21 protein-coding genes are annotated in these 22626 nt (G+C 72.3%); 16 read left to right on the forward strand and 5 right to left on the reverse strand.

All coding sequences use genetic code 11. From position 1 onward, the window contains the following. Positions 1 to 67: 67 nt before the first annotated feature. The gene (locus ACWEBX_RS12620) at positions 68 to 1087 is read right to left on the reverse strand and encodes an SEC-C domain-containing protein (protein ID WP_451884852.1); all 1020 of its coding nucleotides are present in this window, start codon (positions 1085 to 1087) and stop codon (positions 68 to 70) included. A 318-nt stretch (positions 1088 to 1405) separates the two neighbouring features. Continuing rightward, positions 1406 to 2881: a beta-1,6-galactanase gene (locus tag ACWEBX_RS12625; RefSeq protein ID WP_451884853.1), complete on the reverse strand. Its 1476-nt coding sequence runs from the start codon at positions 2879 to 2881 to the stop codon at positions 1406 to 1408. 284 nt (positions 2882 to 3165) lie between these two features. Here ACWEBX_RS12625 and ACWEBX_RS12630 point away from each other — a divergent pair, with 284 nt between their 5' ends. Continuing rightward, a complete protein-coding gene (locus ACWEBX_RS12630; RefSeq protein ID WP_451884854.1) occupies positions 3166 to 3978 on the forward strand; it encodes a class E sortase in 813 nt (270 codons plus the stop codon). A 10-nt stretch (positions 3979 to 3988) separates the two neighbouring features. Here ACWEBX_RS12630 and ACWEBX_RS12635 read toward each other — a convergent pair whose 3' ends face one another. After that, positions 3989 to 5434, reverse strand: a complete 1446-nt coding sequence (locus tag ACWEBX_RS12635) for an MFS transporter (RefSeq protein ID WP_451884855.1) — start codon at positions 5432 to 5434, stop codon at positions 3989 to 3991. A 174-nt stretch (positions 5435 to 5608) separates the two neighbouring features. Here ACWEBX_RS12635 and ACWEBX_RS12640 point away from each other — a divergent pair, with 174 nt between their 5' ends. From ACWEBX_RS12640 to ACWEBX_RS12655, 4 genes are all read left to right on the forward strand, one after another. After that, positions 5609 to 6181: a winged helix-turn-helix transcriptional regulator gene (locus ACWEBX_RS12640; protein ID WP_451884856.1), complete on the forward strand. Its 573-nt coding sequence runs from the start codon at positions 5609 to 5611 to the stop codon at positions 6179 to 6181. A 246-nt stretch (positions 6182 to 6427) separates the two neighbouring features. Beyond that, the gene (locus ACWEBX_RS12645; protein WP_451884857.1) at positions 6428 to 6736 is read left to right on the forward strand and encodes a DUF6412 domain-containing protein; all 309 of its coding nucleotides are present in this window, start codon (positions 6428 to 6430) and stop codon (positions 6734 to 6736) included. Between the two features lie 169 nt (positions 6737 to 6905). After that, entirely contained in the window at positions 6906 to 7682 is a 777-nt protein-coding gene (locus ACWEBX_RS12650; RefSeq protein ID WP_451884873.1) for a YidC/Oxa1 family membrane protein insertase, read from the forward strand. A gap of 206 nt (positions 7683 to 7888) precedes the next feature. Continuing rightward, positions 7889 to 8746 carry a fumarylacetoacetate hydrolase family protein gene (locus ACWEBX_RS12655; protein ID WP_451884858.1) on the forward strand — a complete coding sequence of 286 codons (858 nt, stop codon included), beginning with the start codon at positions 7889 to 7891 and terminating at the stop codon, positions 8744 to 8746. 286 nt (positions 8747 to 9032) lie between these two features. On the opposite strand, the gene ACWEBX_RS12660 is transcribed toward ACWEBX_RS12655, so the two are convergent. Together ACWEBX_RS12660 and ACWEBX_RS12665 are read right to left on the reverse strand one after the other, a co-directional pair. Continuing rightward, on the reverse strand, positions 9033 to 9506 hold the full coding sequence (locus ACWEBX_RS12660) for a heme-degrading domain-containing protein (RefSeq protein ID WP_451884859.1): 474 nt from the start codon (positions 9504 to 9506) through the stop codon (positions 9033 to 9035). Beyond that, complete coding sequence (locus ACWEBX_RS12665; RefSeq protein ID WP_355771922.1) at positions 9503 to 10594, reverse strand: Gfo/Idh/MocA family oxidoreductase; 1092 nt, start codon at positions 10592 to 10594, stop codon at positions 9503 to 9505. Before ACWEBX_RS12665 ends, ACWEBX_RS12660 begins: the two co-directional genes overlap by 4 nt. A 246-nt stretch (positions 10595 to 10840) precedes the next feature. Between ACWEBX_RS12665 and ACWEBX_RS12670 the strand changes: the two genes are divergently transcribed. From ACWEBX_RS12670 to ACWEBX_RS12720, 11 genes are all read left to right on the forward strand, one after another. Further along, complete coding sequence (locus ACWEBX_RS12670; RefSeq protein WP_451884860.1) at positions 10841 to 11929, forward strand: ROK family transcriptional regulator; 1089 nt, start codon at positions 10841 to 10843, stop codon at positions 11927 to 11929. Positions 11930 to 12155: 226 nt separating this feature from the next. Beyond that, positions 12156 to 13064: a hypothetical protein gene (locus ACWEBX_RS12675; RefSeq protein ID WP_451884861.1), complete on the forward strand. Its 909-nt coding sequence runs from the start codon at positions 12156 to 12158 to the stop codon at positions 13062 to 13064. Between the two features lie 112 nt (positions 13065 to 13176). Beyond that, positions 13177 to 13935 carry a GntR family transcriptional regulator gene (locus tag ACWEBX_RS12680; protein ID WP_384790860.1) on the forward strand — a complete coding sequence of 253 codons (759 nt, stop codon included), beginning with the start codon at positions 13177 to 13179 and terminating at the stop codon, positions 13933 to 13935. Between the two features lie 141 nt (positions 13936 to 14076). Then, positions 14077 to 15201 (forward strand): TIGR03364 family FAD-dependent oxidoreductase, encoded by a 1125-nt coding sequence (locus tag ACWEBX_RS12685; protein WP_451884862.1) that lies wholly within the window; start codon positions 14077 to 14079, stop codon positions 15199 to 15201. Continuing rightward, a complete protein-coding gene (locus ACWEBX_RS12690; RefSeq protein WP_451884863.1) occupies positions 15195 to 15908 on the forward strand; it encodes an HAD family hydrolase in 714 nt (237 codons plus the stop codon). The genes ACWEBX_RS12685 and ACWEBX_RS12690 overlap by 7 nt, the downstream gene beginning before the upstream one ends. Continuing rightward, positions 15905 to 16957 carry an ABC transporter ATP-binding protein gene (locus ACWEBX_RS12695; protein ID WP_451884864.1) on the forward strand — a complete coding sequence of 351 codons (1053 nt, stop codon included), beginning with the start codon at positions 15905 to 15907 and terminating at the stop codon, positions 16955 to 16957. Before ACWEBX_RS12690 ends, ACWEBX_RS12695 begins: the two co-directional genes overlap by 4 nt. After that, a complete protein-coding gene (locus ACWEBX_RS12700; protein WP_451884865.1) occupies positions 16950 to 17864 on the forward strand; it encodes a 2-aminoethylphosphonate ABC transporter permease subunit in 915 nt (304 codons plus the stop codon). Before ACWEBX_RS12695 ends, ACWEBX_RS12700 begins: the two co-directional genes overlap by 8 nt. After that, positions 17851 to 18648, forward strand: coding sequence for an ABC transporter permease (locus ACWEBX_RS12705; RefSeq protein WP_451884866.1), 798 nt, complete (start codon positions 17851 to 17853; stop codon positions 18646 to 18648). The genes ACWEBX_RS12700 and ACWEBX_RS12705 overlap by 14 nt, the downstream gene beginning before the upstream one ends. Before the next feature lie 60 nt (positions 18649 to 18708). Beyond that, a complete protein-coding gene (locus ACWEBX_RS12710) occupies positions 18709 to 19800 on the forward strand; it encodes a 2-aminoethylphosphonate ABC transporter substrate-binding protein (RefSeq protein WP_451884867.1) in 1092 nt (363 codons plus the stop codon). A gap of 270 nt (positions 19801 to 20070) precedes the next feature. Beyond that, entirely contained in the window at positions 20071 to 21552 is a 1482-nt protein-coding gene (locus ACWEBX_RS12715; protein WP_451884868.1) for an alkaline phosphatase family protein, read from the forward strand. Between the two features lie 110 nt (positions 21553 to 21662). Continuing rightward, positions 21663 to 22442, forward strand: a complete 780-nt coding sequence (locus ACWEBX_RS12720; protein WP_355771953.1) for an HAD-IIA family hydrolase — start codon at positions 21663 to 21665, stop codon at positions 22440 to 22442. Positions 22443 to 22626: the final 184 nt, after the last annotated feature.

The following is a 22626-nucleotide window of genomic DNA, read 5'->3' on the forward strand; positions in this document are numbered from 1 at the left end:
ACATAAATGCGAACGCGGCCCCTGGTCTTTCCAGGGGCCGCGTTTCAAGGGTGTACCGCCGCCGGTCTCAAGCGTCCTGGGCCCCGTGGCACTCCGCATAAGAAGCCCCCGACCCGCACCAGCACCCCGCCCCCCGCTGCGGCGGCCACGCGACCGCCAAGCCGCGGGCTGCCAGCGTTGTCGTGTACTGGGGGAGCAGGGTCGTGTCCGCGGGGGAGGAGGCCTCCGAGGCGGCGAAGGCCTCGTAGGACGGGACCGTGGCGGTGACGATGCCGAGGTTCGGGGTGCCGGAGACGGCCAGTTCGCGCAGGGACGCCTCTATCGTCGCGAGGTGCTCGTCGTGCGACGGGTACTCGATGGTGAGGTCCGGGTACGCGGTGGTCAGTTCCGTGAGTTCGGGGGCCGACCAGTGCAGGACCGCCACCGGGAAGGGGCGCGAGAGGGCCTCGCGGTAGGCGCCCAGTTCGGCCTGGAGGCGGATGATCTCGGCCTGGAGTTCCGCAGGGTTGTCCGAGCCGAGGGACCAGACCCGCTTCGGGTCGTGGAGTTCGTCCAGGGAGATCGGGGACGAGTGCAGGGTGTCGGCCAGCGCGTCCCACTCGTCGTGCGCCGCGCCCAGCATGCGGCGCACCCGGTGACGGCCGAACAGGAGGGGGAGCGTGGAGTAGGGGGGTTCCGCCACGTCCGTCAGGAGCAGGGTCGTTCCCTCGGTGAAGGTGTCCTGTGCCGCCTGCAGTTCGTCGTGCGACTCCAGGGCCTCCGCGACGATCACCCAGGGAGCCGGGTCGCGGGGGGCCGCCGCCCGGACTCCGTCGATGATCGCGCGGGCCTCGGCCTCGTGGTCGTACTCCCACAGGTTCGAGGCCTTGAGGGCGCGGACCAGATACGGCTTCTCCAGGGGAGTGTCCGAGGAGAGAAGGCTGTCGTAGAGAGTGGTGGCGCCGGGGCGGTCGCCGGCCAGTTCGAGGTGGGCCGCGGCCTGCAGGAGCAGGTGCTCGGCGTCCTCCGGGTACAGGCCGGCGGTCCGCTCCAGGCGAGCCGCTTCGGCGGTGTGGTCGACGTTCTCGGCAGGCGTGTCGGGGCGCATGGTGGACACCGTACTGCCGCCGGGCCGCCAAGGAGAGAGACCTGCAGGCCAGAGACGCGGGGAGTCCCCGACGGCACATTCCGGGATCCCCGCCCGGGTGTCGGTTGGCGCCTGCCGGTCGCCGGGATCCCGTCCGGGTGTCGGGCTGGAGTCGGTCGGTCGCCGGGGTCCCTGCCCGGGCGTCGGCGGGAGCCCGCCGGCCGCCGTCGCCGCGGTGCGTGGTGCTCGGCGGCCTCCGGGCACACGCCGGCGGTCCGCCCCGGGCGCAGGCCGGCGGTCCGCTCCGGGCGAGCCGCTCCGCGTCCGGTCAGCTCCGCCTCACGCCACCACCCCGTCCACCTGCAGCGTCTGTACCGCCCCGGCCGGGAAGGGGACGGCCACGGACTTGCCGCTCAGGTACGTGTCCGCGTGGGCGGTGTAGAGGTCGCCGGTGCCGGAGGTCTGGGTGTTCCAGCGGGGGACCAGGCCGCCCGTGCCGCCGGAGACCGTGGTGAAGCGGGAGAGGTCGAAGGTCAGGGTCTGGGCGGACGTGGCCTTGTTCGCCGCGACGATCACCAGGCGCCTCGCGCTCGCGTCGTACGCCGCCACCGCGTAGTCCACACCCGTGTCCACGATCGTCATGCCGGGGCGGATGTGGCGGCTGAACTGGGCCATCACATACAGCTTCGTCTCGACCGCGCCGGCCGTCAGGGTGCCCGCGTCGTACTTGATCATGCCCCAGCCGGCCGTGGGGTCCATCACCTGCCAGTAGACCCAGGCGGTCGGGTGCAGCCAGCGGAAGTCGAGGAGGAGGTTGCTCGCCAGGGTCAGGCCGGTGCCGTCCCCGTCGCCGTACTCGGAGTTCCACAGGGCCTTGCCGGACGACGTCACGGCGTCCGTGTAGAGAAGGTCCCGGCGGCCGCCCGAACCCTGGTAGCCGTGCACGTTGACCCGGTTGACCAGGGCCTTGGTCGTCGAGCTGAAGGAGCTCCATGTCGTACGGGCCAGGTCGTAGCTCGTCTCGTCGGACGCGGAGATCCTGGTGGCCGTCAGGCCGCGCTTGTCCAACTCGCTCCGCAGGTAGGGGAGTACGGCCGACTGGACGGAGGCATCCATGTGGCAGCCCTCCTGGGTGCCGGTGGACGTCCACCAACTGGAGGAGGGCTCGTTGAACGCCTCCACGGTGGCGAAGTTCACGCCCCAGTTCGTCTTCGCGTAGAGGGCGACCGCCGCGAGGTGGGAGGCGTGCTGGCGGTAGTTCCAGGACTGGAGGTTGTTGCCGCCTCCGGACGCGCCCGACGGGTTGTGGTTCAGACACATCCACCACATCGGGGAGTTGGCGAACAGCTCACTCGTCGCGCCGCGCGCCGTCGCCTTGGTCAGGGCGGCGCGCTGGGTGGCGTCCGCCGTCCACTTCCAGGCCGAGGACGTCGGGTCCTCGTTGTTCCAGTCCTGCCAGTAGCCCTCGATCTGCTTGAAGGAGGGGATGTTGGCGGAGGCGGTCATGGTCTCGCCGCCCACGCTGTTCGCACTGCACGCGCCCAGGTTGTAGCGGGCGATGGTCAGTCCGAGACCCGGGCGCGAAGCGCCGTTGTACGTCGTCGACTTGGTGGTGAAGAAGAGGTCGGCGAAGTCGTCGCGGGCGCCGAAGACGCCTGCCCACCACGCCAGTGAGGTGCCCCACCCCTCCCATTTCCCGTACGTCGTCGACGGGTTCACGGCGATCGTCGCGTCCGCGCGGGCCGTACCGGTCGCCAGGGCGCCGCCGAGGACCGCACCGCCCGCGGCGCCCAGAAGTGTTCTGCGTCGGATCATGGCTGGCTTCTCCGTCCGTCTCAGCGCAACTCACGTCCCTTTCAACGGAGTTGGCCGTGGCTGTCGACTCGACTTCGAACTGGGTCGCCGGTTCGTTCCCGCCGGCGCTTACCCGTTCCACTGATGCCATCAGGAAGCATCGGGTGTGGCGCCTGAGGTTGTCGAGGGTTGTGACAGCCCTTTCTAAAACCGGTGGAGGAAGCCCCGGGCCGGACAGGAGCCGCGCGGGGCTGGAGAGTTGGCGGGGTGACGCCTATCGTGCGCCCGGCGAAGGGGGCGTACGGATGCGGGCTCCGGGGGTCGTGCACCACGGCACGCGGCGACGGCGGGCCGCGTACCGGCGAGCGGTCTGGAGCGGTGCCGAGGTGCTCGTCACCGTCGGAGTGGTGCTGCTCCTCCTGGTGGCGCACCAACTGTGGTGGACCAACCGGCAGGCGCGGCACGGTGCCGAGCGCAAGGTGCAGGCGCTGGAGCGGGAGTGGGGGACCCCGGACCCGGGGACCTCCGGGCTCGACGCGGACGCGACGGGGGCCGGGGGGACCGGGAGCGGCAAGACCGGCGACGGGAAGGCCGGGGTGGGACACCCGGCGGGGCGGAACTCCCCGTCCGGGTCCGCGGTCGACAGCGCTCGGAAGCAACCCCGCTGGTCGCAGGCCTACGCCGTCCTCGGCATTCCGCGGCTCTCCCTGCGGGTGCCGGTCGCGGAGGGCGTCAGCAAGGCGAACGTCCTGAACAAGGGCTACGTCGGTCACTACCAGGGCACCCAGCAGCCGGGCCGGGCCGGGAACTTCGCGCTCGCCGGGCACCGGAACACCCACGGGGAGCCGTTCCGGTACCTCACGAGGCTCCGGCGCGGTGACACGATCACCGTGGAGACGAAGGCCGCTGTCTACACGTACACCGTCGACCGGACGCTGCCGCAGACGTCCGCGCGGGACGTCGGGGTGATCCGCCCGGTGCCGCGCAGCACCGTCCGGCCGTCGTACGGGTACACGCGGCCGGGGTACTACATCACGCTCACCACGTGCACCCCCGAGTACACCTCCCGGTACCGCATGGCGGTGTGGGGGAAGCTCACCTCCATGCGGCCCCGCTGACGGTCAGGGCTCACGCCCGGTCCCGCAGGACCAGGACGCTCGCCGCGGCCACGGCGGCCAGTCCCGCCGACACCGCGATCGCGATGTCCGCGCCGTGCGCCGGCCCGCCGGTGGAGGTGACCAGGGCGATCGTGAGGGCGACCCCTGCGCACGAGCCGATGTAGCGGAAGGTCTGCTGGGCGCCCGAGCCCATCGCCGCTCGGGTCGCCGGCACGGACTCGACGGCCAGCAGGGGCAGCGCGGCGTTCAGCAGGCCGCTGCCCACCCCGGAGAGCACGAAGCCCGGCAGCAGGTGGGTCCAGGAACCGGAGCCGATCGCGCCGAGCATCGTCAGGACGCCGGCCGCGTGCAGCGCGAAGCCGAGGGCGAGCTGATGGCGGTGCGAGACCCGGCCGGCGAGACGGCGGGCCTGGAGGGCGACCGCGAAGGAGAGCCCCGACCACAGCAGGAACAGCCACGCCGTGTCCATGGCGGACATCCCGAGCGTCCGCTGGAGCAGCGCCGGCAGGAAGCTGAACAGGCCGATCACCGCGAGGCCCATGAAGAGCCCGCCCGCCGACGAGGCGAGGAAACGGCGGTGCCGGAGCAGGCCCAGGTCGATCATGGGCGTGGCGCTGCGGCGTTCGACGGCGACGAACACGGCCATCAGGACGAGGAACGCGGCCAGCAGCAGGCCGACCGGAGCGCGCAGCCAGCCGTCGCGGCCGAGCGTCAGCGCCGCCACCAGCGACACCAGCGCGAGGCCGAAGGTCAGCGCCCCGGCGAGGTCGGGCCGGCCGCCGCGCGGTGCGCGGGACTCGGTCAGGGCGCGGGTGCCGAAGAGGGCGACGGCCAGCGCGGCGGCGCCGAGAACGGCGTACGCCATCCGCCAGTCCCAGCCCGCTATCGCCCCCGCGAGAAGCGGGCCCGCCGCGATTCCGCCGCTGACGAAGGCGCCCCACACCCCCGTCGCGTGCAGCCGCCCGCGCGGGGTCGGGAAGGCGTGCACGATCAGCCCCAGGCTGCTCGCGAGGATCGCCGCGCTCGCCGCTCCCTGCGCGATGCGGGCCAGGGTGAACAGCCAGGTGGAGCTCGCCAGCGCGCCCAGGGCGGTGGTGAGGCCGAGGGCGACCGTGCCGGCCAGGAAGATCCGGCGGCGGCCGTAGTCGTCCGCGAGGCTGCCCGCGACCAGGAGCAGCGCGGCCAGGCCCAGCGGGGTGCCGTTGAGCAGCCAGGCCTGGGCGGAGACCGAGGTGTGCAGGGCGGCCGCGGTGTCGGGGAGCGTGACCATCGGGGCCGTGTACGTCATCAGGGCCACGGCGGTGGCGGCACTGGTGAGGGCGAGGGTCGGGGTGGCCCGCGGAGCGCTGTCCGCCGAGGAGGCCGGAAGGGGAGTCGGGGAGGCCGGGGAGGCCGGAGAGACGCCGGTGGCGTGCGCGGGCTGCGTGCTGGTGTCGGGCCGGTCGAGCCGGGTCATGGCCTGCCTTCACTTCCCTGGTCGGGTCGGTCGGTTCAGCGGGTCGGACGGCCGGTTCGGGCCAACCTGTCCGAGACCCCTTCAGTTCGGTCATTGAACCTTGCGTATGCATAGACCGTAGCATCTGGGTTCACTCAATGAACCCACGAGTCGGAAAGTGGCTACAGTGGGGGCATGGCTCTGGGCAAGGACTACGCGACGCAGGAGTGCTCGATCGCCCGCGCGCTGGAGGTCGTCGGCGAGCGCTGGACGCTTCTCGTCGTCCGTGACGCGCTCTACGGTGTACGGCGCTACAACGACTTCCTCGTGCACCTCGGCATCCCGCGGGCCGTGCTCGCGGCCCGTCTTCAGGCGCTCACCGCCGAGGGGATCCTCGAGAAGCGGCGCTATCAGGAGTCGCCGCCGCGTGACGAGTACGTCCTGACCGACCGCGGTGTCGCCCTGTGGCCCACCCTGCGCTCGCTCGGACTGTGGGGCCGCGAGCACTTCGGCGAGAGCCGCCTGCGCTACTTCCGGCACGCCGCCTGCGGCACGGAACTGGGCCCGTACGGCGAATGCCCCCGCTGCGCGCTGGTCGTGCCCGTCGCGGACGTCGAGATGACACCGGGTCCCGGACTCGACCGGGACCCGGCGGATCCGGTCAGTCGCGCCCTGGTCGCGCCGAGGCGGCTGCTGGAGCCGGTCGACACGGGCCCGCGGAAACCGGCGGCGGCCGTGTCCGGCGAGCCGGCCGCACCGGACGCCTGACCCGCACGCGGCGACCGCATGCCTCGTACGCAGCGATCACTTGCCTCGTGCGGACCGACCGCATGTCCTACGTGCGGACCGGCCGCATGCCCTGCGTGCGGACCGACCGCATGTCCTACGTGCGGACCGGCCGCGCGACGGATCGCCGTGACGGATTCCGCAGCCGATCCAGGGCGGTTGGTCCGGAACCATCCTGTATAACGAACGGAGAGACACGCGCGCCACGTACGAGAGGAGGAGCGGTCGATGATCCGGACCTGGGCCGACGCCCGCCCCGCCGCCGTACTGCTGCTCCTGCTCCTCGAGGTCGCCCTGCTCGACACGGGCACCCTCACAGCAACCGTCGCGATCGCCGCGACGGCCGCCGCCGGGTCCGCCTTCGCCGCGTGCTCCCTCATCGTGGCGCGCTGCGCGCCCGTCGTGCCGCCCACCGGGGTCCGTACGGCCATCCGCGACCGCGACCGCCGCACGGCCTTCCTGCCGCAACGCGATCCCGACGCCAGCGGACGGCCGCGCCCCAGGGCGCCCGGACACGCCCTCCCGGCGACCGCGTAGGGCACCCCCTTCCTCCACCCCCGGTGACTTGTCCGCCCGGGGTGGCTTCCCACTCCCGGTGACTCACCCCGAGTGGTACTCCGTCACGGGTGACCCGCGCGGTCGTCATGCCGCAATCCGTACTCCCGGCACGACGAGACCCCCGGAGGGCTCACGCATGTCCACGTTCATGTCCGTTTTCGCGCACCTGGTCGAGCACCTCGCCGATCTGCTCCAGCCGCTGTTCCACGCCTCGGCCGCCGCCGCGGCGATCGTCCTGTTCACCGCGCTCGTACGTCTGCTCGTGCACCCCCTGTCGCGGGCCTCGGCACGCGGACAGCGGGCGCGGGCGGCCCTCCAGCCGCGGATCGCCGAGCTGAAGAAGGAGCACGGGAAGGACCGCGAGAAGTTCCAGAAGGCGCTGATGGAACTGCACGCCGAGGAGAAGGTGTCGCCGCTCTCCGGATGTCTGCCCAGCCTGTTCCAGATGCCGGCCTTCTTCCTCCTCTACCACCTGTTCTCCAGCTCGACGATCGGCGGCGAGGCCAACACCCTGCTCGGGCACAAACTGTTCGCCGCGCCGCTCGGGGGCCGGTGGGCGGACGCGCTCGGCGACGGCGGGGTCTTCGGGCCGGCCGGTCTCGTCTACCTGGGCCTCTTCGCCGTCGTCACGGCCGTGGCCGCGTTCAACTACGTACGTACGAAGCGGATGACCGCCGCCGCGACTCCGGCGGGCCAGGACCAGAGCGAGGGCCGGAGCGAGAGCGAGCAGGCGGCCGCGTCGGCGCTCGCCTCGGTCGGCAAGATCATGCCGTTCATGTCCTTCTTCACGCTGTTCACCGTGGCCGTGGTGCCGCTGGCCGCCGCCCTGTACGTCGTGACGAGCGCGACCTGGAGCGCCGTGGAGCGGGCGGTGCTCTACCGGGACATGCCGGGGGCCGCGCCGGCAGCCGCCGCTCTCGCCTGACGCGGCCATCGCTCCCCCTGGCGCTACCACCGCTCTCGCCTGACCGACCGTCCGACCGTCCGTCCGGGCGGCGGGAGGGGTGCGTCGGCCGGGTCCAGTCTGTGAACGGGGTCTTGCGGACTGGACGGTGAGCTTGGAGGATCGCACGGTCCCCCGACGGCCGCACCCGTCGGCCGGACGGCCCGCGACCGAGGGAGATGGTGACCATGAAGCTGCTGCGAGTCGGCACGTCCGGGTCGGAGCGGCCCGCGCTGCTCGACGCCGAGGGGACCCTGCGCGACCTGTCGGGCCTTGTCGCCGACATCGACGGGGCGCTGCTCGCCGACGACGCGGCGCTCGGCCGGATCCGGTCCGCGGCGGAGGCCGGTGAGCTGCCCGCGCTGGACGCGGACGGACTGCGCGTGGGACCACCGCTGGCCCGGATCGGCAAGGTCGTGTGCATCGGGCTGAACTACCACGACCACGCCCGGGAGACCGGGGCCGAGCCGCCCGCCGAGCCGGTGATCTTCTTCAAGGCGGCGGACACCGTGGTCGGGCCGAACGACACGGTGCTCGTGCCGCGCGGGTCGGTGAAGACGGACTGGGAGGTCGAGCTGGCCGTCGTGATCGGCCGTACCGCCCGCTACCTGGAGTCGGGGGAGCAGGCGCTCGCGCATGTCGCCGGGTACGCGGTGGCGCACGACGTCTCCGAGCGCGCGTTCCAGATCGAGCGCGGTGGCACCTGGGACAAGGGCAAGAACTGCGAGACGTTCAACCCGCTGGGGCCGTGGCTGGTGACCGCGGACGAGGTCCCGGACCCGCAGGCGCTGTCGCTGAGGCTCTGGGTGAACGGTGAGCTCAAGCAGGACGGTACGACGGCCGAGCAGATCTTTCCGGTCGCGGAGGTCGTCCGGTACGTGAGCCAGTTCATGACGCTGTACCCGGGGGATGTCATCAACACCGGTACGCCCGCCGGGGTGGCGCTCGGCCGGCCCGAGCCGAAGCCGTATCTGCGGGCGGGGGACGTCGTGGAGCTGGAGATCGAGGGGCTGGGGCGGCAGCGGCAGGTGCTCGCCGACGCGTAAGCGCTCCGCTGGGTTCGCCGGGTGGGGTTCGCTTGACCGGGGTGCGCTTCTTGGTGCGGGTGAGTTGTGGTTGCTCGCGCAGTTCCCCGCGCCCCTTTCGGGGCTGTGCTGTGCGTCGTTGGCTGCGGGTGCTTCGTGGCTGGTCGCGCAGTTCCCCGCGCCCCTGACGGGGCTGTGTCGTGCGTCGTTCGCCGCGCGTGCGTCGTGGTTGCTCGCGCCGTTCCTCGCGCCCCCGACCCTCGCGGGGCTTCCCCGCGCCCCTTGGAGGGCGGGGGGAAGCGGGGTGCTAGGCGGTCAGGAACTTTTCCAGGGCCTCTACGACCATCTTGTGGTCCTCGATCTGGGGGAGGCCCGAGACCACCACGGTGCCGATGACGCCCGCGCCCGTCACGGCGATCGGGAACGCGCCGCCGTGGGCCGCGTACGTGTCGGGGTCCAGGCGCGAGGAGTCCTCGAAGGTCGTGCCCTTGGCGCGGAAGCGCGAGCCGACCAGCAGCGAGGAGCACCCGTAGCGTTCGACGACGCGGCGCTTGCGGTCGATCCAGGCGTCGTTGTCCGGGGTGGAACCCGGCAGCGCCGCGTGGAAGAGCTGCTGGCCACCGCGGCGGATGTCGATGGCGACCGGCGCCTCGCGCTCGCGGGCGAGTTCGACGAGGAGGGTGCCGAGGGCCCAGGCGTCGTCGTGGGTGAAACGCTGGAGCGTCAGCCGGCGCTCCTGCTCCTCCAGGTCGGCGATCTCCGGTGCGACGGGCTGGTTCACAGGGACACCACCACGGACTCGCGGGCGGAGCGGCGGGCCGCCTCCAGGACGTCGAGGGCGGCGGCGGCCTCGTGGGCGGTGACCGGGTTCGGGGCGCCGTCACGGATGGCGGCGGCGACGGCCGCGTAGTACGCCGGGTACGTGCCCGGGACCGTCGGCTCGGGACGGCCGCCACCGGTCAGCGGGGACTCGCCGGAGCCGACGCGGCCCCACAGGGCCTCCGGCTCGACGCCCCACGCGGCACCGGCGCCGGGGCGCTTGCCGTCGCGCAGGTCGGCCTCCTGCGGGTCGAGGCCGTACTTGACGTAACCCGCCTGCGAGCCGAGGACGCGGAAGCGCGGGCCGAGCTGGGCGGTCGTCGCGGAGACGTAGAGGTGGGAGCGGACGCCGTTCTCGTGCGTGATCGCGATGAACGTGTCGTCGTCGGTCAGCGCGCCCGGACGGCGGACGTCCGACTCCGCGTACACCGAGGCGGCGGGGCCGAAGAGGACGAGCGCCTGGTCGACGAGGTGGCTGCCGAGGTCGTAGAGCAGACCCCCGATCTCCGCCGGGTCGCCGGACTCGCGCCAGCCGCCCTTCGGCTGCGGGCGCCAGCGCTCGAAACGGGACTCGAAGCGCCAGATGTCGCCCAGCTCACCGTCGGCGAACAGCTTGCGCAGGGTCAGGAAGTCGTTGTCCCAGCGGCGGTTCTGGAAGACGGAGAGCAGCAGGCCGCGCTCGTCGGCCAGGGCGGCCAGCTCGCGGGCCTCCGCCGCCGTACCGGCGATGGGCTTGTCCACGACCACGGGGAGGCCGGCCTTCAGGGCGGCGGTCGCGATCGGGACGTGGGTCTTGTTCGGGGACGCGATGACGACCAGGTCGAGTTCGTCGGCGCGTGCCAGCAGGTCGTCGGGGGTGGCGGCGAAGCGCAGCCCGTCGCCGAACTCGGCGCGGGCCTGTGCCTGGCGCTCCGGGTTCGAGGTGACGACGGTGTCGAGGGCGAGCCCCTCGGTCGTGGCGATCAGCGGGGCGTGGAAGACGGAACCCGCGAGGCCGTAGCCGACGAGACCCACGCGAAGGGGCGTACCAGTACCAGTCATGCCTGTCATGCGTCCTACTTTCGCAACGCTGTTGCCAAAGTGCAAGCGCGGGGGACAATGGGTGATGTGAACAGGACCGATGCGGGTGGGGCCGGGAAGCAGGGGAGCCCCGGGAATCCAGGTGTACCCCGGACTTCCGGAGTTTTCGCGGACGAGGGCGGGGGCGGGGCCTCCGGTGTCTTCGCGAACCGGGGTGTCCCAGGGAATCCGGGCGGTGGCGGTGGTGGCGCGGGCACGGGGGCGGGGGCGGTCGGGGTGAACCTTCCTGCCCTGCGCAGTCACAACGCCGCGCTGGTGCTCGATCTGCTGCGCACGGCGGGGGCCTCCGGCATCAGCCGTCTGGAACTCGCCGAGCGGACCGGGCTGACCCCCCAGGCGGTCAGCAAGATCACCGCGCGGCTGCGGGCCGACGGACTCGCGACGGAGGCGGGGCGTCTCGCGTCCACGGGCGGCAAACCCCGTACGGTGCTGCGGCTCGTGCCCGAGGCGGGGCACGCGGTCGGGCTGCATCTCGACCGGGACGAGCTGACCGCGGTGCTCTGCGATCTCACCGGGGCGGTGGTGGCCGAACGGCGCGCCCCACTGGATCTGGGGGCCGGGGCCGGCGCGGTGGTCGAGGGGGCGGCCGGGGAGGTCTCGGCCCTGCTCGGCGAGGTGTCGCCGCTGGGGGTGGGGGTCGCCCTGCCGGGGCCGCTCGATCACACCCTGGGGGTGCTGCACCGGGTGACGGGATTCCCCGAGTGGGACGGGTTCGCCCTGCGGGACGCGCTGGCCGGGCGGCTCGGGCTGCCGGTGGTCGTGGACAAGGACACCAACGCGGCGGCGCTCGGGGTCGCGGTGGGAACCGGGGCCCGGTCCGGCTCCGGCGTCGCGGGCGGAGGGTCCTTCGCGTATCTGCATCTCGGTACGGGACTGGGTGCCGGGCTCGTGATCGGCGGGGCCGTGCACCGGGGGACCCGTACCGGGGCCGGGGAGTTCGGACACCAGGTCATCCAGCTCGACGGGCCGCTGTGCGAGTGCGGGAACCGCGGGTGCATCGAGGTGCTGTGCCTGGACGCGGTGGGGCGGGGGACCGTGGCCGAGGCGGCCCGGGTGCTCGGCGCCGGCGCGGCGAACCTGGTGGGCCTGCTCGACATCGACCTCGTGCTGCTGGGCGGGCGCACGGTCGCGGCCCACGAGGAGGTCTTCCTCCAAGGCGTCGGGGCCGTACTGGAGGAACGGGCCCGGCGTGAGGGAGGCGGCGCGGCGGTGCCGGTCCGGGCGGCCCCCGGCGGCGCGCGAGGAGTGGCCGAGGGCGCGGCCCAACTGCTCCTGGCTCCGCTGTTCGGGCGCGGGGAGGGCTGAGCGGGTCGACCAGGCCCACCCGGCTCGTGGTGCCCGTACCCGGGACCGTTCGCCGCGGGTGCCGCCGGACGGTGGGACTTCGGGGGCCGAACGGGGGTGACTCCCCGTTCGGCGGTCCGATGGAAGGGGTGCGGCGTGGCAGGGTCACGGGGCCATTGCCGGTGACCGAACCGACGCATTCGACCCTCCCGATCCATGCCCCCTCCCGATCGGCCAAAGGCTCCTCATGCGACTGCGTACCTCTCATCCGCTCGCTCCGACCGCCCTCGCCCCGACCGCTCTCGCGCTGTTCGTGACGTTCACGCCCGCCCCGGCGCAGGCGCTGGACGTCCGCCCGGACTGTGTCTCGTCCGACACCCACGACTTCCCGATCAAGACCCGGATCCACGGCGGCCCCGACGCCTACCAGGCGGGCGGCGGCTCAGGGACCTGGTACATCGACCTCACCAACACCACGGCGCACCCCTGCGGCGCGATCCATCCGGTCGTCGTCCTCGTGGACGAGAAGCGGACGCTGCGGCCGGAGCAGGCGCGGCTGGAGTTCTACGAGGGGGACCGGGCCCACGCGGTGCGCTTCGAGCGGAGCGACGAGGACGAGAACGTCGGACCGTTCGACGACGGCTTCCCCGGCTTCACCGTCGCCCCCGGCCGCACCCTCACGGTGAAGGTGCGGCTCTCCCTGGCCTCCGGCGTGAGCGCCCCGAACACCGTCGTCGCGAACGCGGCCGTGGTGCAGAAGCACGACGACGACGGCGACTGGGTGGGGGAGTCGAACGCCTACCGCTTCCGGATCGCGGGCGCCGTCGGGGACCAGGAGCCGGAGGCGGGCACGGAGACCGGTACGGGCGAGGACCCGGACGGTACGGGGGAGGACCTGGGCGGTACCGGGGACACCGGTGCCGACACCGGCGCGAGTCCGGGCGCGAGTGAGGACCCCGGTGCCGCGGCCCGTACCGGCACGGACAGCGGGACCACCGCCGGGACCGGTACGACGGCGCCGTCCGCCGACGAGCTGGCCAGCACGGGACCCGGCAGGCCGGACCGGCCGGCACTGGCCGCGCTCGCGCTCGCCCTCGTCGTGCTCGGAGCCGGACTGTTCGCCCTGGCCCGGTGGATGCGCCCGGGCCGGCGCTGACGGCTGGAGCGGTGTCCGGCGCCGACGCCTGGAAGCTGACGTGCCGGGCGGCGGTGTCCGGCGCCGCCACCTGGAAGCGGTGCCCGGAGCGCCGTCTGCGACGATCGTTTCCGTGGACTATCCGAACGACCAGGACCCCGGCGCCCCCGTCCGCTCCGGTATTCCGGAGCACGGCCGCATCCCCAAGTACTACGCGGTCAAGGCGCACATCGCCCGGCTCGTCGAGGAGCTGGGCGAAGGAGGGCTCCTGCCCACCGAGCGCGACCTCTCCGAGACGTACGAGGTCGCCCGCGAGACGGTGCGCCAGGCGCTCCGCGAGCTGCTGCTCGAAGGGAAGCTGCGCCGGCAGGGCCGCGGCACGGTGGTCGCCGGTCCCAAGCTGGAGCAGCCGCTCTCGCTGGCGAGCTACACCGAGGGCGTACGACGGCAGGGACGCACCCCCGGCCGCACGCTCGTCTCCCTCGACCGCTTCCCCTGTCCGGAACCACTCGCCGCCGAGGCGGGGCTGCGGCGCGGCGAGCCCGTCTGGCACATGGAGCGGGTGCTGCTCGCGGACGACGAACGGGTCGGGCTGGAGAGCACCTATGTCGCGGTCGGCCGGGTCCCGGACCTCGACCGCGACTTCGACCCCGACTCCTCGTTCTACGCGTACCTCCACGACCGGCTCGGTGTCGCGTTCGGCGACGCCGACGAGCGGATCGAGACCGTACTGGCCACTCCGCGCGAGGCGCTGCTCATCGGAACGCCTCCCGCGCTGCCGATGCTGCTGATCCACCGGATCTCGCGGGACACCCGGGGGCTGCCGCTGGAGCGGGTGCGGACGCTGTACCGGGGGGACCGGTTCTCCTTCACCGCGCGTCTCGGTGGCTGATCCTCGTCGGTGAGGCGGGCTCCGGCCCGCCTCTTTATATAACGTGAAGATAACGGGTCTAGCCCAAACGTGATGGGCAGTTCATCGTGCGGTTGCCGGCCGGACCCTCCCGATTACCCCGTCCCGAGGAGCGTTGCCGTCGTGAGAGTGATAGTCGTCGGAGCCGGCGTGGTGGGAACCCTGCACGCCTGGCATGCGGTGGAGCGCGGCCACGAGGTCGTCCAGATCGAGCGTGAGGCCGAGGCCCGCGGGGCCTCGCTGCGCAACTTCGGACAGATCTGGGTCAGTGGACGCGCCGGAGGAGAGGAGCTGGAAACCGCCCTCAGGGCACGGCGGTTGTGGGAGGAGATCGGGGCGCGCGTCCCCCGTCTCGGCTTCCGGGCGTGCGGGTCGCTGACCCCCGTGCGCAACCCGCGCGAACGCGCCGTCGCCGAGGCCGCCCTGGCCCGCGACGACGCCGCCGCCCGGGGCTACGAACTGCTCACCGCGGACCAGGCGCGAGCCGTCAATCCCGCGCTGCGCGGCACCTTCGAAGCGGCGCTTTACTGCGAGCGGGACGCGGCCGTCGAGCCCCGCACCGCCCAACTGGCCCTGCGGGAAGCACTGCTGAAGTCACCCAACTACACCTTCCGGCCGGGCCGCGAGGTCCGCGAGGTGATCGGCGAGAACGCCGTGCGCGACGACCACGGGGACATCCACACCGGCGACGCCGTCGTCCTGTGCACGGGAGCCTGGCTCGGCGGCCTCGTACGCGAACTGGCGGGCCCCGACCTGCCCGTGCGGCGCGTACGGCTGCAGATGATGCAGACGGACCCGCTGGGCGAGCCGCTCACCACCTCCGTCGCCGACGCGGACAGCTTCCGCTACTACCCCGCGTACCGGAGCGCGGCGCTCGACGAGCTCGACGCCGTTCAGCCGCAGGCGCCGACCGCCGCCGAACACCGGATGCAGTTGCTCATGGTGCAGCGCGCGGACGGCGGGCTCACCATCGGCGACACCCACGAGTACGAGCACCCTTTCGCCTTCGACACCCTCGAAGACCCCTACGACCACCTCGCCGAGGTCGTCGAATCCTTCCTCGGCCGCCCGCTGCCGAGGATCCGGCGCCGCTGGGCCGGGGTGTACGCGCAGTGCACCGATCCGGGCCGGGTCGTGCACCGCCAACAAGTGCGGGACGGGGTGTGGCTGGTCACCGGGCCCGGCGGGCGCGGCATGACCTGCTCACCCGCGATCGCGGAGACCACCGCCGACGAGCTGGGATGGTGACCGAGTTGAACGACATACGACTTGTGGTGCTCGACATGGCCGGCACCACCGTCGCCGACGGCGGCCTCGTGGAACGGGCCTTCGCCGCGGCCGCCGCGGAGCTGGGCGTCGAGCCCGGTTCCGCCGACCACGCGGCGAAGCTCGACCATGTACGGGCCACCATGGGCGAGTCCAAGATCTCCGTCTTCCGGCATCTGTTCGGTGCGGAGGCTCTCGCCCGGCGCGCCAACGCCGCCTTCGAGAAGGCGTACGGGGAACTCGTCGACGACGGGCACATCGCGCCGGTCGCCGGGGCCCGCGAGGCGATCGAGGAACTCCAGGGCGGCGGCCGGGCCGTCGCCCTGACCACCGGGTTCGCCCGCGTCACCCAGGACGCGATCCTCGACGCCCTCGGCTGGAGCGACCTGGTGCCGCTCACGCTGTGCCCCGCGGACGCCGGAGGCCGCGGACGCCCGTACCCCGACATGGTGCTGGAGGCCTTCCTGCGGACCGGGGCCGCGGAGGGGGTCCACCAGATCGCCGTCGTCGGCGACACCACGTACGACATGCTCAGCGGTGTACGCGCCGGGGCGGGTGTCGTCGCCGGTGTGCTCACCGGGGCCCACCGGGAGGAGGCGCTGCGCGCCGCCGGGGCCGGGTACGTGCTCGGCTCGGTCGCCGGACTCCCCACGCTGCTCGCCGATGCCGCCGGCGGAGCCGGACGATGAGCGGCGGCATCCGCTTCGACCGTGTCTCCGTCGCCTACGACGGCACGACGGTTCTCGACTCCCTCGACCTGACCGTCGAACCCGGCGAGGTGATGGCCCTGCTCGGACCGTCGGGCTCGGGGAAGACCACCGCGCTGCGGGCCGTCGCCGGTTTCGTGCGGCCCGCGGCCGGGCGCGTGTTCATCGGTGACCGCGATGTGACCGGACTGCCGCCCTACCGGCGGGGGATCGGCATGGTCGTCCAGCAGTACGCGCTCTTCCCGCACATGCGGGTCGAGGACAACGTCGCCTTCGGCCTCAGGGCGCGCGGGGTGTCCAAGGGCGAGATGCGCGAACGGGTCGGCGAGACGCTGGAGATGACCGGGATGTCCGCCTACGCCCGGCGCCATCCGCGCGAGCTGTCCGGCGGGCAGCAGCAACGCGTCGCCATCGCGCGGGCGCTCGCCATCCGGCCGGGGGTCCTCCTGCTCGACGAGCCGCTGTCCGCGCTCGACGCCCGGCTGCGCTCCGGAATGCTTGCCGAACTCGCCAGGCTGCACCGGGAGTTGCCGGACATGTCGATCCTCTACGTCACCCACGACCAGGTCGAGGCGCTGACGCTCGCCGACCGGATCGCCGTCATGGACAAGGCACGGCTGCGGGACGTCGGCACGCCGCGCGAGCTGTACCGGGCGCCGCGCACCGAGTTCACCGCGGCCTTCGTGGGCGAGGCGAACCTCCTGCCGGTACGGGTGGTGGCGGACGGAGTCACCTTCGCCGGGACCGAGTTGAAGGTGCCGACGGGGGACGCCGCCGAGGGCGCCGGTGCCACCCTGTGCGTACGGCCGCACCTCGTCGGACTCGGCACCGGCCCCAACGTCCTCAACGGGCGTCTGGCCGAGGTGCAGTGGCGCGGTGCGACCCATCGCCTCCACGTCGACGTGGGCGGCCATCGGGTGATGGCCGATCTGCGGGAACTGCGCACCGCCCCCGCGCCGGGCGACCTCGTCGACCTGCATTTCGCGCCGGAGGACGCCGTACTGCTCGCCGCGGGGGTGACCGATGGGTAGGCCGGGCGAGCCCTTGCTGACAGGTGAACCCGAGTCGTCCGTACCCCCCGGATGCCCGTCGGCGCGGGCGGACCGCGTTCTCCCGCGCCGGTTCACCGCGCCGCTCCGGGCCCTGCCGCCCGTCGCCGTGCTCGGGCTGGTGTTTCTCTATCCGCTCGGTCTGGTCGTCCGGCAGTCGTTCCGGCCCGAGACCGGGGGAACCTCGGCGCAGGCCTACGGTGACGTGTTCGCCTCCACCGCGTTCCGGGAGGCGCTCGGGACCACCGTGTGGCTCGCGGTGGGGTCCACGGCCGGCTGTCTGGTCCTCGGGTTCGCGCTCGCCCTGGTCATCGCCTTCGTGCCGTTCCCCGGAGCGAAGGCGGTCGCCCGGTTCATCGACGTGTTCCTGTCCTTCCCGTCCTTCCTCATCACGCTCGCCCTGCTGTTCGTCTACGGGACCGCCGGCATCGCCAACGGGCTCTGGACCGGCGCCACCGGGGCCGCCGAGGGACCCTTCCGGTTCCTGACCACACCATGGGGGGTGCTGCTCGCCGAGGTCACCTACTTCACCCCGTTCGTGATGCGGCCCCTGCTCGCCGCCTTCTCGGGGATCGACACCCGGCAGCTCGAAGTGGCGTCCTCGCTCGGGGCGCGGCCCGCGCGGATCGTGCGGCAGGTGATCCTTCCCGAGGCGCTGCCCGCGCTCGCGGCCGGCGGCAGTCTCGTCCTCGTGCTCAGCCTGAACGAGTTCGGGATCGTCCTGTTCACCGGGGCGAAGGGGGTCACGACCCTGCCGATGCTCGTCTACAGCAAGGCGATCCTGGAGTCGGACTATCCCGGAGCCTGCGTCGTCGCCGTCGTCAACGTCCTGATCTCCGTGGGTCTCTACGGTCTCTACCGGGTGGTGAGCCGCCGTGCTGGTGCATAGCCGCAAGGGCAGGTGGGCCGTCTGGGCCGTCTTCCTCGTCCTCTTCCTGCCCCTGTTCGCCCTGCCGCTGCTCGTCGTCCTCGCCGCGTCCTTCGCCACCAACTGGTCCGGCGCACTCCCGTCCGGCCTCACCACCGGGCACTACGCGGCCGCCACCCGGGGCGAGTCCCTCCACGCTCTCACCACCAGCCTGGTCACCGCGGCCACCGCGAGTGTGCTCGCGCTGCTCGTCGGCACCTGGGCCGCGCTCGCCGGGCATGCCCTGGGGCGGCGCGGCAGGCGTGTTCTCGACACGCTGTTCATGCTGCCGGTCGCGGTGCCCTCCGTCGTCGTCGGGCTCGCGGTCCTGGTCGCCTTCTCCCAGCCGCCGGTGCTGCTCAACGGCACCCGGTGGATCGTCTTCCTCGCGCACGCCGTTCTCGTCACGGCGTTCGCCCACCAGTCGGTGTCGGCGGCCGTCGTCCGTCTCGACCCGGCCTACGAACAGGCCGCCGCCTCGCTCGGCGCCCGGCCCTCGACCGTGCTGTGGCGGGTGCGGCTGCCCCTGCTGCTGCCCTCGCTGACCGCCGCCGCGGGCCTCTGCTTCGCCCTGTCCATGGGCGAGTTGAGCGCCACCATGATGCTCTACCCGCCCGACTGGACCCCGCTCCCCGTCCGGATCTACGCGGCCACCGACCGCGGCGCCCTCTTCACCGGGTCCGCGCTCGCCGTGGTCCTCATGACGGCGACGGTGCTCGTCCTGTCCGCCGTCTCCCGGATCCGCACCAGGGCCTCCTACCGCTGATCCGACCGCCCGCCCGTCCCGCCCTCGAAAACCCCGACACCGCAAGGAGTTCATCTCGCCATGCCCGCACACGCGCACTCCCGGCACCTCACTCCGATCGCCGCCGTCATCGGCGCCCTCGCCCTCGCCGCCTCCCTCACCGCCTGCGGCGGGGACTCCGCGGCCTCCGACGCCAAGGTCGTCACCGTGTACAGCGCGGACGGCCTCAAGGGCGAGAACGGGGACGGCTGGTACGACAGAGTCTTCAAGGACTTCGAGAAGCAGACCGGGATCAAGGTCGAATACGTCGAGGGAGGCTCGGGCGAGATGGTCCAGCGGGCCGTCCGCGAGAAGACGAACCCGCAGGCCGACGTCCTGGTCACGCTCCCGCCGTTCATCCAGCAGGCCGACGGCAAGGGGCTGCTCCGGAAGTACGCGCCCAAGGGCTCCGAGCAGGTCGACGGGGCCGACAAGGCCGCCGACGCGACCTGGACGTCCGTCGTCAACAACTACTTCGGGTTCGTCTACAACAAGAAGGAGCTGAAGCAGGCGCCCACCACCTGGAACGAGCTGCTGGACGGGACGTACAAGAACAGGCTCCAGTACTCCACCCCGGGTGTCGCCGGAGACGGAACCGCCGTGCTCATCAAGGCGATCCACGACTTCGGCGGCAAGGATGCGGCGTTCGCCTACCTGAAGAGGCTCCAGGCCAACAACGTCGGCCCGTCCGCGTCCACCGGCAAACTCGCCCCCAAGGTCGACAAGGGTGAACTGCTCGTCGCCAACGGAGACGTGCAGATGAACTACGCGCAGTCCAAGGACATGCCGAACCTGGGCATCTGGTTCCCGCGCGCCACCGACAAGGCCGCCGACGCCGCCGGGAGGCCGACCACCTTCGCGCTTCCGTACGCCGCGGGCCTCGTCACCAAGGCACCGCACTCCGGGAACGGCGAGAAGCTCCTCGACTTCATGCTGTCCGCCACCGCGCAGCAGCAGGTCAGCGAGATCGGCGGCGGCTTCTCCGCACGCCGGGACGTCAAGGCCACCGACGCGAACGCCATCGCGCTCACCCGGCTCATGGAAGGCGTCGAGGTCTTCCAGCCGGACTGGTCCGACATCGACGAGAACCTGACCACGTACGTCGAGGACTGGAAGTCCGCCACCGGGACCTGAGCCACCACCGGCCGAACCACCCTCGGCGAGGGTCCCGGCCGAACTGCCGCCAGCCGAAGGGCCGTCGGCCGGACCACGTTCAGCCGAAAGGCCTCGGCCGAACTGCCTCAGCCGAAAGGCCCTCAGCCGAAAGGCCGTCGGCCGGACCCGCCCCGCCCGCGATGCCCCTGGAACCACCGGGGGCCTCGCCGTGCCCCGCCGCGCCACCCTCGCTGTCCATCCGTGCTCCACACCCTCGTCCCCCTCCCGGAGGATCACGTGTCGTCACGCATGTCCCGTCGCTCCCTGCTCGCCTCCGCGGCCGGTCTCGCCCTCGCCGCCGGCCCCCTCGTCTCCGTCGCCCGAGCCGCCGCCAGGACTCCCAAGGTCCTCGTCATCGGCCTCGACGGCACCCTGCTGGACCGCGTCAAGGACGCCGACGCCCCCAACCTCGACGCCCTGATGGCCGCGGGCCTCACCGCGCCCAGCAGCATCTACGCCAACCCGTTCGCGCCCACCCTCTCCGGCCCCGGCTGGTCCACGATCATCACCGGCGTCTGGCCCGACAAGCACAACGTCAAGGACAACACCTTCACCGGTCAGAGGTTCGCGCAGTACCCGGACTTCCTCACCCGGATCGAGACCGCCCGGCCGTCGCTGTCGACGTACGCCGTCTCCTCCTGGGCGCCCCTGACCGACACGGTCTTCTCCTCCGAGGTCGACACCCGCGTGTCCACCCCGAGCGCCGAGTACGACACCGGCACCACCTCGCGCGCCGTGGCCCGGTTGCGCGACGCCGACCCGGACGCGGTGTTCGTGCAGCTCGACAACGTCGACCACGCGGGCCACGGCTACGGCGCCGCCAGCAGGCAGTACCTGGACGCCATCCACGGCGTCGACACGCAGGTCGGCCAGATGGTCGCCGCGGTCAAGGCCCGTGCCACGTACGCCTCCGAGGACTGGCTCATCATGATCACCGCCGACCACGGGCACACCGACGCGGGCGGCCACGGAGGCTCCAGCACGCCCGAACGGCAGACCTTCATGATCGCGACCGGCCCGGCCCTGGCCGCCGGTTCGGTGCGTCACGACGTCAAGATGCCCGACATCGCCGCCTCCGCCCTCGCCCACCTGGGCGTCGCGATCGACCCGGCCTGGGGCCTCGACGGACGGCCGGTGCAACAGCCCGTCCCGGACGACTTCGACACGCTCCGCCCGCAGCTCGCCACCCGCGTCGACGAGACCGGCATCGGCGCCGCGGTGCTCGGCTTCACGCACACCCCGCCGAGCGGCTGGTCGGTCGACAACTCCGCGATGGGCACGGGCGGCGTCACCGAGTGGCGCGGCTGGTCCTTCACCACGGACGAGTTCTGGACGAAGGCGCAGGCCGACCAGAACCGCGAGAGCAACGTCCGGGCGCGCAACGTGTTCGCCGTGGCCGACGGCGACGAATGGCAGGACAAGACGTTCTCGGGCACCTTCGACTCCACGCTCGTCAGTCCCGCGTACCCGGTCACCGGGGGCGCCGCCGCCACCCTCACGTACACCACCTACTACCGTCAGGAGGCCCCGCAGAAGGGCGAGGTGCTCGTCTCCTACGACGGTGCCACGCCGGTCGGCGTGAAGACGTACACCGCCGACACGTCCTCCCGCGTGGAGAAGCTGACCCTCCAGGTCCCGGCGGGTGCGACGACCGCGCGCGTGCGCTTCCGCTACACCGGCGGCAACAACTGGTACTGGGTGATCGACGGAGTGTCGGTGAAACCGGTCTGACCTGACCGGCACCGCAATGCCCTGACTAGGCTGAGGGCGTCGGCACAGTGTCGTTCCGGCGCCCGCGGATCGAGTGCGTACGCACGCCAGGACGGCAGGAGACCCACCCCATGTCAGAGCGCAAGCCGATCGATTCGTGGCTCACCGACATGGACGGTGTCCTCATCCACGAAGGTGTGCCCATTCCCGGCGCCGACGCCTTCATCAAGAAGCTGAGGGAGTCCGGGAAGCCCTTCCTGGTCCTGACGAACAACTCCATCTACACCGCGCGCGACCTGCACGCCAGGCTCAACCGCATGGGCCTGGACGTGCCGGTCGAGAACATCTGGACCTCCGCCCTCGCCACCGCGAAGTTCCTGGACGACCAGCGGCCCGGCGGCACGGCGTACGTCATCGGCGAGGCGGGTCTGACCACCGCTCTGCACGACATCGGGTACGTCCTGACCGACCACGAACCGGACTACGTGGTCCTCGGCGAGACCCGTACGTACTCCTTCGAGGCCATGACCAAGGCGGTCCGGCTGATCAAGGGCGGCGCCCGGTTCATCGCGACCAACCCGGACGAGACCGGCCCGTCCACCGAGGGCCCGCTGCCGGCCACCGGAGCGGTCGCCGCGCTGATCACCAAGGCCACCGGCAAGCAGCCGTACTTCGCGGGCAAGCCCAACCCGCTGATGATGCGGACCGGCCTGAACGCCATCGGCGCGCACTCCGAGTCCAGCGCGATGATCGGCGACCGGATGGACACCGACGTGCTGGCCGGTCTGGAGGCGGGGATGCAGACCTTCCTCGTGCTGACCGGGCTGACCACGCCGGAGGAGATCGAGCGCTATCCGTACCGGCCGTCGAAGATCGTCGACTCGATCGCGGACCTCGTCGACCGCGTCTGAGCGAGCGATCCGACCTCCGGAGCGCGTCGGGCCGGTTCCAAACCCCTGGTGGCGCGCACAGACCCGAACGGAGCAGCGGCGGCCCGCTGAAGATGCGGGGCCCCCCCCGGGCGGGGCGGCGGCAGGGTTGGTGTTGGTTTATTATTTCTCACAATACTATTAATATAATCGGCGCGGGGGGGCA

Source organism: Streptomyces sp. NPDC005070, from assembly GCF_053600395.1.